Origin of the sequence: Streptomyces sp. NPDC006385, from assembly GCF_040612485.1 — a bacterium.
Taxonomy (GTDB): domain Bacteria; phylum Actinomycetota; class Actinomycetes; order Streptomycetales; family Streptomycetaceae; genus Streptomyces.
This window is the reverse complement of record NZ_JBEXQG010000120.1, coordinates 1-15,073: the sequence shown is the minus strand read 5'-3', so window position 1 is coordinate 15,073 and position 15,073 is coordinate 1. Positions and strand designations below refer to the sequence as shown.

Sequence of the window (15,073 nt, the reverse complement as noted above, 5' to 3'; positions counted from 1 at the left end):
TGAGGGGGTGGCGTTCATGGACGCCTCCACCCTCGGGAAGATCGAGATCTGGGCCCCGCGGCTCACCGACATCGCCGCCCAGGCCGGTGTCAGCGAGGCCACGGCGAGCCGGGTGCTCAACGGCAAGCCCGGCGTCGCGCCCGGCACCCGGCGGCGCGTGGTGGCCGCACTCGACGTCCTCGGCTACGAGCGGCCGGTGCGGCTGCACCAGCGCAGCGCCGGCCTGGTCGGGATGGTCATCCCCGAGCTGACGAACCCCATCTTCCCCGCGTTCGCCCAGGTCATCGAGCAGGTGCTGACCGGGCACGGGTACACGCCCGTGCTGTGCACACAGATGCCCGGCGGATCCACCGAGGACGAGCTCGTGGAGCAGTTGGAGGACCGGGGCGTCACCGGCATCGTCTTCCTGTCCGGCCTGCACGCGGACACGAAGGCCGACCCCGCCCGTTACCACCGACTCGGCTCCCGCAAGGTGCCGTTCGTGCTGGTGAACGGCTACAACGAGCACATCACGGCGCCGTTCGTCTCCGCCGACGACCGGTCCGCCGTGCGCATGACGGTGCGTCACCTGGCCGAACTGGGCCATGTGCGGATCGGACTCGCCGTCGGTCCCACCCGGTTCGTGCCGTCGCGGCGCAAGGTGGAGGGTTTCGCCGCCGCCGTGCACGCCTTCTGCGGCACTCGGGCCGAGGAAGCCCAGCGGCATGTCGAGCGCACCCTGTTCACGGTGGAGGGCGGCCACGCCGCCGGATCGGCGCTGCTGGACAAGGGGTGTACGGGCATCATCTGCGGCAGCGACCTGATGGCCCTGGGCGTGATCCGCGCGGTGCGTGAGCGGGGCCTGCACGTGCCGCGTGACGTCTCCGTGATCGGATTCGACGACTCCCCGCTGATCGCCTTCACCGACCCGCCGCTCACCACGGTGCGTCAGCCGGTGCAGGCGATGGCGACCGCCGCGGTGGGCGCGCTGCTGGAGGAGGTCGGCGGAAACCCGGTGCAGCGCACCGAGTTCGTCTTCCAGCCGGAGCTCGTCGTGCGCGGTTCCACGGCGCGACGGCACGGATGACCGCCACGGACGGGCCGCGAAGGAACCGGTGAGAGGCTCCGCAGCCGGCCCTGGTCGGGGCTGCGGGGCGGCGCGAAGGCTGCGGAGCCTCGGCCGGAGGTCCGGTCCGGCGGACCGGGCGCGTGGACCCGGTCAGTTGTCCGGGTCTCCGATCCGCCGAACCGGGCGGTAATTGAACGTAACACGACTGCAACGGTTGCGAAAAGGGTTGCAACGCATCAACTTGCCTGCAGGCCAGCAGATTTGGGGATCCACGTAAACCACTGCGCGTCTCGACGCAGAGGGTTGACCGATGCGACAGCGGCTCGTACGGTCTCGTCTGCAAAGAGTTTCTGCTGTGTTTCAGCAAAAACCGTCAAAGGCCTGTCGGGCACGGCGCGTTGCTGCGTGAGGCCTCTCGTCCGCATCTGGTGGATCAGGAGGAACGATGGCCCACAAGACCGTGGCCGCTGCACTCGCCCTCGTGGCGGGAGCCGCTGTGGTCGTCGCGGTGCCGGTTACCGCACCGGCGGCGCCCCCCGGCGACAAAGACGTGACGGCAGTGATGTTCGAATGGAAGTTCAGCTCCGTCGCCCAGGCGTGCACGGACGTCCTCGGCCCCGCCGGGTACGGGTACGTCCAGGTGTCACCTCCGCAGGAGCGCATCCAGGGTGCCGCCTGGTGGACCGCGTACCAGCCCGTCAGCTACAAGATCGGCACCCGGCTCGGCGACCGGACCGCCTTCAAGTCCATGGTGGACACCTGCCACGCGGCCGGAGTCAAGGTCGTCGCGGACACGGTGATCAACCACATGGCGAACAGCTCCGGAACGGGCTCCGCCGGCTCCAGCTTCTCCAAGTACGACTACCCCGGCACGTATGCGGCGGCCGACATGGACGACTGCACGGCGTCGATCACCGACTACCAGGACGGCTGGCACGTCCAGCACTGCGAACTCGGCGGACTGCCCGACCTGGACACCGGCGAGGAGCACGTCCGCAAGACGATCGCCGGCTACATGAACGACCTGCTCTCGCTCGGCGTCGACGGTCTCCGTATCGACGCGGCCAAGCACATCGACCCGGCGGACCTGAGCGACATCAAGTCCAGGCTGACCGACCCCGACGTCTACTGGAAGCAGGAGACCATCGGCGTCGCCGGTGAGGCCGTGCAGCCCAGCCAGTACACGGGCACCGGGGACGTCCAGGAGTTCAGCTACGGCCGGGACCTGAAGAGGGTCTTCAACAGCGAGAAGCTGGCGTACCTGGAGAACTTCGGTGCGGGCTGGGGCCACCTCCCCAGCGCCACCGCCTCCGTGTTCGTCGCCAACCACGACACCGAACGCAGCGGCGCCACGCTCAACTACAAGGACGGCGCGAACTACACCCTCGCGCATGTGTTCATGCTGGCCTGGCCCTACGGGTCACCGGACGTCCAGTCGGGCTACGAGTTCAGCGACCCCGACGCGGGTCCGCCTGGCGACGGTCAGGTGAACGCCTGCTACACCGAGGGCTGGAAGTGCCAGCACGCCTGGCCCGAGATCGCGAGCATGGTCGGGTTCCGCAACACCGCCGGTGACGCCGCCGTGACCAACTGGTGGGACAACGACAACAACGCCATCGCGTTCGGCCGTGGCGACAATGCCTACGTCGCCATCAACCACGAGTCGTCCGCTCTGACCCGTACCTTCCAGACGTCGCTGCCCGCGGGCACCTACTGCGACGTACAGAGCAACCAGCCCGTCACCGTGAACGGCTCCGGCCAGTTCACCGCGACGCTCGGCGCCAACACCGCCCTCGCCCTGCACACGGGCGCGACCGCCTGCGGCTGAGGACGACGACCCCGTCGCCCCGGGGAGAGCGGCAGCAACCGCACCGCACGCCGCGGCACGACGGTGTGCGGTGCGGACCTGCGCCTGCCCAAGTCGCCCGCGAATCACGGGCGTTTCCGTATGAGACCGTTGAGGAGAAAGGCTTCGTGACCGTGTCCCCGCCCCGGCGAAGAACCGCCAGAGCTCTGGCCCTCGCCCTGCTCGTCCCGTCGATGACCGCCCTGCCGTCCGCCGTGTCCCCGGCGTCCGCCACGGACTCCTTCCCCGCCGCCGCCACGGCCCCCGATCCTCCGTCCGACGTGGCGCTGGCGCACGAACCGTCCCGCCCCGCGCCCTCCCGCGAGCAGTTCTACCTGTTACTTCCCGACCGGTTCGCCAACGGCTCCGAGGCCAACAACCGGGGCGGCCTGAGCGGAGACCGCACACGAACCGGTTTCGACCCCACGGACAAGCACTACTTCCAGGGCGGCGACCTCAAGGGGGTGATCGACAGGCTGGACTACATCAAAGGGCTGGGCACCACGGCGATATGGATGACACCGGTCTTCAAGAACCGGCCGGTGCAGACCCTGGACGGCCACCAGTCGGCCAGTTACCACGGATATGCGATCACCGACTTCACCCAGGTCGACCCGCACTTCGGCACCAACGCCGAGCTGGCGGAGTTGATCGACAAGGCCCATGCCAAGGGCATGAAGGTCTTCTTCGACGTCATCACCAACCACACCGCCGACCTCGTCGACTACGCGGAGCAGCAGTACGGGTACCGCTCCAAGGGCGCCCACCCCTACCTCGACACCGAGGGACGCCCCTTCGACGACAGCGAGGGGATGCGGCCGGTGGATGCCGACGGTCTCCCCTACACGCCGCGTCCCCGCAGCGGTGTCGACCGCATGGTGCCCGACTGGCTGAACGACCCCACCATGTACCACAACCGCGGAAACTCGACCTTCGCCGGCGAGAGCGCCCTGTACGGCGACTTCCTGGGCATGGACGACCTGTGGACCGAGCGTCCCGAAGTGGTCGAGGGCATGGCGCGGATCTACGAGACATGGGTGAAGGACTTCGGCGTGGACGGGTTCCGCGTCGACACCGCCAAGAACGTGAACATGGAGTTCTGGACCCAGTGGGCCACCGCACTCGACGCGTACGCGGCCCAGCAGGGGCGACCCGACTTCTTCGTGTTCGGCGAGGCGTACTCCGCCGACCCCGTCGTGATGGCCCCGTACCTGGTGCGGGGCCGGCTCGACGGCACACTCGACTTCCCGCTGCAGGCCGCCTTCCGTGACTACGCCTCCAGGGGCGGCCCCGCGACGGATCTCTCCCGCGTCCTCGCGCAGGACTACCGGTACACCACCGACAAGGCCAATGCCTACGGCGAGGTGACCTTCCTCGGCAGCCACGACATGGGCCGCATCGGCGCCTTCATCGCCCGGGACAACCCGGGCGCCCCCGACGCCGAACTGCTCGAACGGTGCCGGTTCGCACACGAGTTGCTGTTCCTGTCCCGCGGCAATCCGGTGGTCTATTCGGGCGACGAACAGGGCTTCACCGGTGCCGGAGGCGACGTCGAGAGCCGCCAGACGATGTTCGCCTCCCAGGCCGCCGACTATCTGGACGACGACCAGATCGGGACGGAGCGTACGCACGCGTCGGACGCCTACGACGAGGGGCATCCCCTGTACCGGGCGATCGCGTCGCTGTCGCGGCTGACCAAGAGCCATCCGGCCCTGCGGGACGGGGTGCAGACGGAGCGGTACGCCGACGACGGCCAGGGCGTGTACGCGTTCTCGCGTACGGACCCGGAGCAGCGGGTCGAGTACCTGGTGGCGGCGAACAACTCCCCCGCGGCGAGGACGGTGGAGGTGGAGACCGGCTCGGCACGGACGGACTTCCAAGGCGTGTACGGCACTTCGGCGACCTCGCGCGGTGACGCCGCCGGCCGAGTCGAGGTGACTGTCCCGGCGCTGTCGACGGTGGTGCTCAAGGCCGAGCGCCCGCTGCCGGCACCGGAGGTGCCGCCGACGGTGACGCTCAAGGCGCCGGAGCCGGGAGCCACCGGTGATGTGACGGTCTCCGCCGACGTCTCGGGCGGTCAGCTGAACCGGGTGGTGTTCGCCGCTCAGGTCGGCGACGGTCCCTGGACGACCCTGGGTTCGGCCGATCACGCGCCCCACCGGGTCACCCAGCACCTCCCCGACACCGTCGGAGCGGGCACTCACCTGCGGTACAAGGCGGTTGTGGTCGACAGCCTCGGCCGCACCGCCGCTGACATCGCCACCACGACCGCCGGACAGCCACCCTCCCCCGGCAAGCCCACGGTGCGGCGCACCTACGGCGTCGTCCACCACCAGCGGGCCGACGGCGACTACGACGGGTTGGTGCTGCGGACCTCCGACGGCAGGACGGCGCCGTTCGCGGGGCGCGACTCCTACGGGGCCTTCGCCTGGATTCCGCCCGGCACGGGCCCGGTCCGGTTCACCGTCGAGAAGGACGGTGTCGCCGACGTCCCGGAGCGCTCCGTCGACTTCGCCGTGGCCGGCGAGGTGTGGACCGAGGAGGGCAGTGAAACGGTCCGCACGGACAGACCACGCGACACCGGCCCGCCCCAGGACACCACGAAGGCCGTCCTCCACTACCACCGGCCCGACGGCGACTACGAGGGCTGGGGGCTGCACACCTGGACCGGCTCGGCCCACCCCTCGGAGTGGAACGACCCCGTCCAGCCGGTCCGCCGGGACGCCTTCGGCCTTGTCTTCGAGGTCCCGCTGAAGGACGGCGCGCCCACGCTCAGCTACGTCTTCCACAAGAAGGAAGAGAGGGACATCACCACCGACGAGGCCCTCGACTTCTCCCTGTACGGGCACGAGGTCTGGCGCGTGTCGGGCGACCCCACCTATCTGGCCCCCTCGCTGGGCGGGGCCTTCGGCCTCGACCTCACGCGCTCGGAGGCCACCTGGATCGGTGACGACACCGTCGTATGGGCGGGTGCGGGCACGGGCGTCGCCAGCCAGCAGTTGGTGTACGCCCCCGAGGGCGGCCTGACGATCGAGGACGGCGCTCTGTCGGACGAGGGCCGCTGGCTGCGGCTCGAACCGACCGAGCTGACCGAGGCGCAGAAGGCCCGGTACCCCGAGTTCGCGGACGCCGCGGCGTTCCGTGTCGACCCCCGGGACCGCGACCGCGTCGACCAGGCCCTCGCGGGGCCGCAGCTCATCGCCACACAGCGGACGGACAGCGGTGCCCTGTTGGGCGCCACCAGCGTGCGCGTCGCAGACCGACCGGAAGGATCCACCGAGTGATCGCCCCCTCCACCCATCCCACGGACCGCACAGGCCGAAGAAGGCGAAGCGCCCGCGCGACCGGCGGCACCGCCGCGGCCGTCATCACCACCCTGCTGGCGACGACGCTCGGCACGGCGTTGCCGGCGAACGCGGCGCCCCGGCCGCCCGCCCCGCCGTCCGACGCCCGGCTGGCCGCCGAACCGGCTCGCCACGACCTCACCCGGGAGCAGTCCTACTTCCTGCTGCCGGACCGGTTCGCCAACGGCTCGACGGCCAACGACCGCGGAGGCCTCACCGGCGACCGGACCACGACGGGCTTCGACCCCACGGACAAGGGCTTCTACCAGGGCGGCGACCTCAAGGGCCTGATCAAGAAGCTCGACTACATCAAGGGGCTGGGCACCACCGCGATCTGGATGGCGCCGATCTTCAAGAACAAGCCGGTACAGGGCGGCGGAGAGTCCGCCGGGTACCACGGCTACTGGATCACCGACTTCACCCAGGTCGACCCGCACTTCGGCACCAACGCCGAGCTGGCGGAGCTGATCGACAAGGCCCACGCCAAGGGCATGAAGGTCTTCTTCGACGTCATCACCAACCACACCGCCGACACCGTCACCCCCGCGGAGAAGCAGTACGGCTACCGCTCCAAGGGCGCCCACCCCTACCTCGACACCGAGGGACGCCCCTTCGACGACAGCTCCGGCATGAGCGGGGTCGAGGTCGACCGGGACGCCTTCCCGTACACGCCCGAGGTGCCCGAGTCGGAGAAGAACAGCAAGGTCCCCGCGTGGCTGAACGACCCCACCATGTACCACAACCGGGGTGACTCCACCTTCGTCGGCGAGAGCGGGCTCCACGGCGACCACACCGGCCTGGACGACCTGTGGACGGAGCGCCCGGAGGTGGTCAAGGGTCTGGAGAGGATCTACCAGAGGTGGGTGAAGGACTTCGACGTGGACGGCTTCCGCGTCGACACCGTCCGTAATGTCGACATGCCCTTCTGGACCCGGTGGGCCACGGCGATCGACGCCTACGCCGCCAAGCAGGGCCGCGAAGACTTCTTCGTCTTCGGCGAGACCCTCTCGTCCGACCCGTCCGTCACGGCGCCGTATGTGACGCAGGGGCGGCTGGACGCCACGCTCGACTTCCCGTTGCAGAACGCCATCCGCGGCTACGCCTCCCAGGGCAAGTCGGCGAGCGCCCTCTCCGCCGTCCTGGGCCAGGACTACCGCTACACCACCGACAAGGCCAACGCCTACGAGCAGGTGACGTTCCTCGGCAACCACGACATGGGCCGGATCGGGAGCTTCCTGCGTCAGGACAACCCGGGAGCGGACGACGCCGAGTTGCTGCGCCGCGACCGGTTCGCGCACGAGTTGCTGTTCCTGTCCCGGGGCAACCCGGTGGTCTACTCGGGCGACGAACAGGGTTTCACCGGCCCGGGCGGCGACAAGGGCGCCCGGCAGACGATGTTCGCGTCGCGGGTGGCGGACTACCTGGACGACGGCCTGATCGGCACCGAGCGCACCCACGCGTCGGACGCGTACGACACGACGCATCCGCTGTACCGGTCGATCGCGGCGCTGTCGAAGCTGACCAAGCGGCATCCGGCGTTGCGCGACGGTGTGCAGCAGGAGCGGTACGCGGACGACGGACCGGGCGTGTACGCGTTCTCGCGCACCGGGGCCAGGGAGCAGGTCGAGTACGTCGTCGCGGTGAACAACGCCGAGCGGAGGCGCACGGTCGAGGTCGCGACGTACTCGGCGGGGATGGACTTCCGCGGGATGTACGGGTCGTCGGCTCGGGTCACCAGCGGCGCGGACAAGAAGATCAGGGTGGAGGTGCCGGGACTGTCGGCGGTGGTGCTGAAGGCCGCGAAGCGGCTGGGCTCCCCCGCGGCCGTACCGTCGGTGTCGCTGAAGGCTCCCGCGGCGGGCGCCACCGGCGACGTGGAGATCAGCGCGGACGTGGACGGCGGGCAGCTGAACCGCGTCGTGTTCGCCGCGCAGGTGGGCAACGGGCCGTGGCGCACGCTGGGGTCGGCCGACCACGCGCCGTACCGGGTGACGCAGCATCTGGCGGACACCGTGCCGGCCGGGACGGCTCTGCGCTACAAGGCCGTGGTGATCGACAGCGCCGGACGCACCGCGAGCACCACCGCCACGACCACCGCCGGACAGCCACCGGCGGAGCCGAGGCCGGGCGCTGTGGACCGCGACTACGCCGTGGTGCACTACCGGCGCACCGACGGCGACTACGACGGCTGGCAGCTCAAGTCGTCCGCGGGCACAGCCGACTTCACGGGGCGTGACGCCTACGGGGCCTTCGCCTGGATCGAACTGGACGACGGTGCCGCCGACGTGACCTACACCGTCGAGAAGGACGGCACCGCCGACGGCCCGCAGCGCACGGTCGAGGTCGCCCGGACCGGCGAGGTGTGGATCGAGCAGGGTGAGGACGGGCAGGCGGTGACGGCGCCCGAGGGCGCGTACCCGCCGCAGGACGAGAAGAAGGCCGTCATCCACTACCACCGCGCCGACGGTGACTACGACGGCTGGGGCCTGCACACCTGGAGCGGCGCCGCGAACCCGACGGACTGGGCCAAGCCGCTGCAACCGGTCGGCAAGGACGCCTTCGGAGTGACCTTCGAGGTGCCCCTGGCCGACGGCGCGAAGTCCCTGAGCTACATCGTCCACAAGGGAGACGAGAAGGATCTCCCCAGCGACCGGTCCCTGGACTTCGCCTCCCACGGCAAGGACGTCTGGCTCATCGGCGGCGACAGCGGCTACTTGCTGCCGACCGTGGGCGCCGTTCCGGACCTGGACCTCGGAACCTCGAAGGCCCAGTGGATCGACTCGGACACCGTGGTGTGGCGGGTGAAGGCCACCGACGCCACCAGCCAGCAGCTCGTCTACGCGCCCGAGGGCGGCCTCACCGTCGTGGACGGCGCCCTGTCCCACGAGGGGCACTGGCTCCGGCTGACGCCGACGACCCTCACCGACCAGCAGAAGATCAGGTACCCGCACCTCAAGGACTATCCGGCCTTCACCGTCGACCCGCGGGACCGCGACCGGATCCGAACCGCACTGCGCGGCCAGGTCATCGCCACCCAGCGGGCCACCGACGGGGCTCTGCTCGCCGCGACGGGCGTGCAGCTCCCCGGCGTGCTGGACGACCTGTACGGCGCGGCGCGGGACGCCGAGCTCGGGCCGGTCTTCCGCAACGGCCGGCCCACCCTGTCCGTGTGGGCCCCCACCGCGCGGAGCGTGTCCCTCGACCTGGGCGGCAGGCGCATCCCCATGCACCGCGACCACGACACCGGTGTCTGGTCCGTCACCGGCTCACCGTCGTGGAAGAACAAGCCGTACCGGTACGCCGTCACGGTGTGGGCGCCGGCGGCCGGAAAGATCGTCACCAACAAGGTCACCGACCCGTACTCGGTGGCTCTGACCGCCGATTCGGCCCGCAGCCTCGTCGTCGATCTGGGCGACAGATCCCTGGCACCCGCGGGATGGGGCACGCTGGACAAGCCGGAAGCCGTTCCGCTGAAGGACGCGCAGATCCAGGAACTGCACGTGCGTGACCACTCCGTCGAGGACTCGACCGTCCCGGCGGCCGAGCGGGGCACCTACGGGGCCTTCACCAGGAGGAACTCCGCGGGCAGCAGGCATTTGCGCGCGCTGGCCGAGGCCGGTACCTCCCATGTGCACCTGCTGCCGGTCTTCGACTACTCGACGGTGCCGGAGAAGACGGCCGACCGGCAGACACCCGGATGCGACCTGCCCTCCTACGCCCCCGACTCCGACCGCCAACAGGAGTGCGTGGCGAAGACCGCCGCGAAGGACGCCTACAACTGGGGCTACGACCCTTACCACTTCACCGTTCCCGAGGGTTCGTACGCCAGTGACCCCGACGGGGCACGGCGCACCGTCGAGTTCCGCCGGATGGTGCAGGCGCTGAACCGGGACGGCCTCCGGGTGGTCATGGACGTCGTCTACAACCACACCGTCGCGGGCGGCCAGGCGGAGACCTCGGTCCTGGACAAGGTGGTTCCGGGCTACTACCACCGTCTCCTCGCCGACGGCGCCATCGCCACCTCGACCTGCTGCGCGAACACGGCGACCGAGCACGCCATGATGGGCAAGCTGGTCGTCGACTCCGTCGTCACCTGGGCCAAGCAGTACAAGGTCGACGGCTTCCGCTTCGACCTCATGGGCCACCATCCGAAGGCCAACATCCTCGCGGTCAGGAAGGCCCTGGACGAGCTGACCCTCGCCGAGGACGGCGTCGACGGCAAGAAGATCATCCTGTACGGCGAGGGCTGGAACTTCGGCGAGGTCGCCGACGACGCCCGCTTCGTCCAGGCCACGCAGCAGAACATGGCCGGCACCGGCATCGCCACGTTCTCCGACCGTGCGCGCGACGCCGTGCGCGGGGGCAGCGCGTTCGAAGCCGACCCGCGGGTGCAGGGTTTCGCGAGCGGCCTCTACACCGACCCCAACTCCTCCGACGCCAACGGCACTCCGGCCGAGAGCAGGGCCCGGCTGCTGCATTACCAGGACCTGATCAAGGTCGGGCTGAGCGGGAACCTGGCGCAGTACCGCTTCACCGACACCAGCGGCAAGGAGGTCACCGGCGCCGAGGTCGACTACAACGGCAGCCCCGCGGGCTATGCGCAGGCACCCGGCGACGCCCTCGCCTACGCCGACGCCCACGACAACGAGACCCTCTACGACGCCCTCGCCTACAAACTCCCGGCGGACACCTCCGCCGCCGACCGAGGCCGGATGCAGGTCCTCGCCCTGGCGACGGCAGCCCTGTCACAGGGCCCGGCCCTGTCCCAGGCGGGCACCGACCTGCTGCGCTCGAAGTCGCTGGACCGCAACTCCTTCGACAGCGGCGACTGGTACAACGCCGTCCACTGGGACTGCCGGGACGGCAACGGGTTCGGGCGGGGCCTGCCGCCGGCGGCGGACAACGAGTCCAAGTGGCCGTACGCCAAGCCGCTCCTGGCTTCGGTGCCGACCCCGGGGTGCGAAGCCATCAACGGCACCTCCGCCGCCTACCGGGACCTGCTGAGGATCCGTACGACGGAGAAGGCGTTCTCCCTCGACACGGCCGCTCAGGTGCAGTCGGCGCTGTCCTTCCCGCTCTCCGGCGAAGAGGAGACACCCGGCGTGATCACCATGGAACTCGGTGATCTGGTGGTGGTGTTCAACGCCACCGCCGAGCCGCAGTCCCAGCAGGTGACGGAACTGAGCGGCAGTACCTACCGGCTGCATCCGGTGCAGGCCTCCGGTGCGGACCGCGTGGTCAAGGAGGCCACGTACACGAAGAGCACGGGCACCTTCGAGGTACCCGGCCGCTCCGTGGCGGTCTTCAAGCGCTGACCCCACCGTTCACGACGTTCCCGTGCCGGGCCGACCGGCACGGGAACGTTCTGTTTTCCGCCCGGAACTGCCGCGTGCGGTGAACCGCCGATCACTTTCGGTCGCATCGCCGGCGTCGCCGGTCGATCGCCCCACGTGCTGGTGGCAGGTGTGAGCCCTGGTCCTTCGCCGCGGGCGCGGCAGCCCCCGGCCGCGACGCCCGATCCGCAGACAACCGCCCTGACCTGGATGTTCACGGCACCTGTACCTGAACACCGAGGAGTGAAAGAGGTTCCATGAACTTGCGAAACATGCCGCAAAACTTTTCACACCCTCTTCACGACCTCCTACGCTGAGCGCACACGTTCACAGAATGAAGGGAACGAGCCCGAAATGCAGATCGTGCGTTCAACTTTCATAGCCCTGACGGCGGCTCTCTGCGCAGCGACGTCCGGCACGGCGGCGTCCGCCGCACCCCAGGCGGCAGAGTCCCGGGAGTCCGTGCGATCGACACAGGAGCCGATCACGGCACCCGACTGCGTACACCTCACCGTGGATTGGCGCTACACCTTCGCCAGCAACGACTGCTCCAGCACCTACACCCTGAGAATCGTCTACCTGGACGGAACCGAGGTCCCCTGCCGAACGGCGGCTCCCGGCGCCCTGATCACCTTCCCTGGGCGCGGAACGCAGGGCAACGAGGTCCTGGGTGCCGTCCTGTGCGACAGCGATGGCGACACCTGACCGCACCGCGAAGGGTTCCGACCTTCTGGCGCCGCCCAGCTCCTGCTGGGCGGCGCACTCGCGTCATGCTTTCCGGTCGCACGTCCAAAGGTCGGATCGGCCGCGGATCAGGACGTGGTGCGGCGTAGCGCGCTGGTCGTGCCGCGCAGCACCAGGCGGGTGTCGAGACGCTGTTGCGGCTCGGCGACCGCGCCTTGTTCCACCGCGTCCACGAGCATGCGGCCGGCGATGCGCCCCTGCTCGTAGACGGACTGGGCGACGGTCGTCAGGTCGAGAAGGTCGGCGATCGGGCTGTCGTCGAAGCCGATGAGGGACATCTGTCCGGGCACGTCGACGGCTGCGCGGCGCAGGGTCCGCAGGGCGCCGGCCGCGATGTCGTCCGCCTCGGCGAACACCGCGGTCGGCGGAGTGCGCAGGGAGAGGAGCTCCCCCATGGCCTGTACGCCGCCGTCGATACCCCAGGGGGCGGAGACGACCGCGCCCTCCTGTACGGGCAGGCCGCAGTCCTCCATGACCGCGAGACAGCCGTCCAGTCGGCGCTGCGAGACACCCCGGTGGACGCCTTCTCGTCGGTCGCCCGGATCAGACCGATCCGCTCATGCCCGAGGTTGGCGAGGTGCCTGACGGCCTTGCCCGCTCCGGCCCGGTCGTCGATGCCGACGCTGGGGTGGTCGCCGAGGTCGGTACTCGCTCCCACGACGGGCATGTTCAGGGCTCCCAGGCGGCTGATCTCCGCTCGGCCAGGGAGAGGGCGATGATCACCAGCCCGTCCGCCCGGCGCCGTACGGGCAGCGTCTCGAAGAACTCCCGGCGCTCGGCGAGCCCTTCGACGTGGTAGGACCGACGGCGGACCGAAGTCGGCGCTCGTTCTGCCTGGCCAGGCCACTGTGCCGGGTGGACCACCAGCAGACGAAGAACCTGCTGGTGTCGTACTCGCCGAAGAAGCTGGGCTTCTTCCAGAGGCACAAGAAAGGGCGCCTGACCAGGGCAGATACCCAGCAGGCGCCCGTATCCCACCTCTGACCAACTGTTCCGGGGCGCCGACCGTTTCCGGGCCAAGTCCGGGCCGACACACCCTCCGCCGCGTCCTCGTACTCGCCCCACCGCCGCATGGAGTCCTCGATCAGACGGTTCGCGTGATGACGTGCCTCAGCGAGGAACTTGGCGTAGTAGCGGAAAAGCACCTGGACGCTCTGCCCTGCTCTGCTCTGCCCTGCGCGCGCATTCGGCCGGGTCGACTCCCCACCTGCAACCCGACGGTTGCATTCGACAGGCCACTGTGCAACCGTTGAGTTGCACAGCAACTCGCGAGGGAGGAAGCCCATGACCGACGCCACCTACACAGCCGCGGAGCTGGCCGAGCTCGACCGGATTGCGCGGCAGATCGACATCGACGCCCCGGCCGAGCGGGTATGGGAGCTGGTCGTGCGGCCCGGTTGGTACGTCAACGACGGCGCAGTCGAGGCCGAGCCGGACCTGCGCTACGAGGGGGAGGTGGCCGTGGTGCGTCATCCTTCGCTGGGCGAGTTCCGGTTCCGGACCGTCGAGCTGGACAAGCCGCGCTACGCAGCGTTCCTCTGGGTCGGAACCCCGTTCCGGGACGAGTCGACGCCCTCGACCCTGGTCGAGTTCTGGATCGACGAGCGCGCCGGGGGCGGAGTGACCCTGCGCGTCGTGGAGAGCGGGTTCTCCCGCCTCGCCGACGACCCGGCCGCGTGGCTGAAGGAGCGCGAGGGCAACGACAACGGGTGGCTCGCCGAACTCCAAGCCGCGAAGGCGTTCGTCGAGAAGATCGCGCCGAACGCGATGGGGCATTCGTGACCACCGCCCTTCCCACCGTGTGTGCCGCGCTCGGCGACCCGACGCGCTGGCAGATCCTCACCCGGCTCGGCGAGGGCCCCATGTCGGCGTCCGCGCTGGCCAGGGTCCTGCCGGTGAGCCGGCAGGCGATCGGCAAGCACCTGGAGGTGCTGCGTGAGGTCGGGTTGGTCGAGTCCGAGCAGCACGGGCGCGAAGTCGTCTACGTCGCCGTCGGCGCCCGGCTCGGCGCACTGGCCCGGGAACTCGACCGGATCGGCCGCTCCTGGGAGACCCGTCTGCTGCAGATCAAGGAACTGGCGGAGCGCCCCTCCCCCGACACGGCCGAGTGACCGACTACGACGATCGGACAAGATCATGACGGAGTACGACAGCAGAACGGCGGACCGCGCGCCGGCACAGCCGCCGACGGCCGACCGCACCACCTTCGAGGCCGAAGTGGACAAGCTGCGGATCCGCGAGAAGGCACATACCCGGGAAGGCGACGCGATCGCCGCGGCCCGGCGGCGTCTACCCATGGTCGAGGTGCCCGCCGACCTCGGACTGACCGGGCCCGACGGGCCGGTCACCCTGCTCGAGGCGTTCGAATCCGCCATGTCGCGCCCTGGTTGCGGAGCCACAAGGGAAAGGGCGGAGCCCCCCGTCGGCCACCGAGCCCATCTGCCTGGCCGGTTCACCCGTCAAACTTCGGCAGCCGGCTGCCCTACCTCACGTGGCCGTAGCAGGACGGCTGCCACGAACGCGGTGACGACCAGGCCGAACGCCGCGATCACCGCCACGGCGGTGAAGCCGCTGTCGTATGCCTGCCGTGCCGCGTTCAGCACGGCGTCCGCGATCGGGGAGGGCAGGTGCGCCACTAGGGGCTGTCTTCAGTTGTGATCGATGGTTTCAGGAAACTGCTGATCCAGATGGTCGCTGCGCGGAGATGGAGTCCGGCGAGGTAGCTCTCGGGCTTCTTGTCGTAGCGGGTCGCGATGCC

General features: G+C 69.8%; 7 protein-coding genes and 4 pseudogenes. 8 read left to right on the top strand and 3 right to left on the bottom strand.

Going from position 1 to position 15,073, the window contains the following annotated elements:
- Positions 1 to 16: 16 nt before the first annotated feature.
- The 5 genes and pseudogenes from ABZ078_RS42615 (at position 17) to ABZ078_RS42595 (ending at position 12,276) form a co-directional block, all read left to right on the top strand.
- On the top strand, positions 17 to 1,066 hold the full coding sequence (locus ABZ078_RS42615; RefSeq protein ID WP_356583917.1) for a LacI family DNA-binding transcriptional regulator: 1,050 nt from the start codon (positions 17 to 19) through the stop codon (positions 1,064 to 1,066).
- A gap of 427 nt (positions 1,067 to 1,493) precedes the next feature.
- Positions 1,494 to 2,873: pseudogene (locus ABZ078_RS42610) on the top strand (alpha-amylase family protein); the annotation flags it as partial.
- 215 nt (positions 2,874 to 3,088) lie between these two features.
- Positions 3,089 to 6,151: pseudogene (locus ABZ078_RS42605) on the top strand (alpha-amylase family glycosyl hydrolase); the annotation flags it as partial.
- Positions 6,152 to 6,261: 110 nt separating this feature from the next.
- Positions 6,262 to 11,553, top strand: coding sequence for a pullulanase-type alpha-1,6-glucosidase (gene pulA / locus ABZ078_RS42600; protein ID WP_356583916.1), 5,292 nt, complete (start codon positions 6,262 to 6,264; stop codon positions 11,551 to 11,553).
- A gap of 480 nt (positions 11,554 to 12,033) precedes the next feature.
- Positions 12,034 to 12,276: an alpha-amylase gene (locus ABZ078_RS42595; protein ID WP_356583915.1), complete on the top strand. Its 243-nt coding sequence runs from the start codon at positions 12,034 to 12,036 to the stop codon at positions 12,274 to 12,276.
- A gap of 107 nt (positions 12,277 to 12,383) precedes the next feature.
- Here the strand turns inward: ABZ078_RS42595 and ABZ078_RS42590 are convergent.
- Together ABZ078_RS42590 and ABZ078_RS42585 are read right to left on the bottom strand one after the other, a co-directional pair.
- Positions 12,384 to 12,815, bottom strand: a pseudogene (locus ABZ078_RS42590) (substrate-binding domain-containing protein); the annotation flags it as partial.
- A gap of 169 nt (positions 12,816 to 12,984) precedes the next feature.
- The gene (locus ABZ078_RS42585) at positions 12,985 to 13,179 is read right to left on the bottom strand and encodes a hypothetical protein (protein ID WP_356583914.1); all 195 of its coding nucleotides are present in this window, start codon (positions 13,177 to 13,179) and stop codon (positions 12,985 to 12,987) included.
- Positions 13,180 to 13,599: 420 nt separating this feature from the next.
- Here ABZ078_RS42585 and ABZ078_RS42580 point away from each other — a divergent pair, with 420 nt between their 5' ends.
- The 3 genes and pseudogenes from ABZ078_RS42580 to ABZ078_RS42570 all read left to right on the top strand — a co-directional run.
- Positions 13,600 to 14,097: an SRPBCC domain-containing protein gene (locus ABZ078_RS42580; RefSeq protein WP_356583913.1), complete on the top strand. Its 498-nt coding sequence runs from the start codon at positions 13,600 to 13,602 to the stop codon at positions 14,095 to 14,097.
- Positions 14,094 to 14,426: a metalloregulator ArsR/SmtB family transcription factor gene (locus ABZ078_RS42575; RefSeq protein WP_356583912.1), complete on the top strand. Its 333-nt coding sequence runs from the start codon at positions 14,094 to 14,096 to the stop codon at positions 14,424 to 14,426. Before ABZ078_RS42580 ends, ABZ078_RS42575 begins: the two co-directional genes overlap by 4 nt.
- Positions 14,427 to 14,451: 25 nt before the next feature.
- Positions 14,452 to 14,682 (top strand): annotated as a pseudogene (locus ABZ078_RS42570) (DUF899 family protein); the annotation flags it as partial.
- Between the two features lie 92 nt (positions 14,683 to 14,774).
- Here the strand turns inward: ABZ078_RS42570 and ABZ078_RS42565 are convergent.
- The gene (locus ABZ078_RS42565; RefSeq protein ID WP_356583918.1) at positions 14,775 to 14,951 is read right to left on the bottom strand and encodes a hypothetical protein; all 177 of its coding nucleotides are present in this window, start codon (positions 14,949 to 14,951) and stop codon (positions 14,775 to 14,777) included.
- Positions 14,952 to 15,073: the final 122 nt, after the last annotated feature.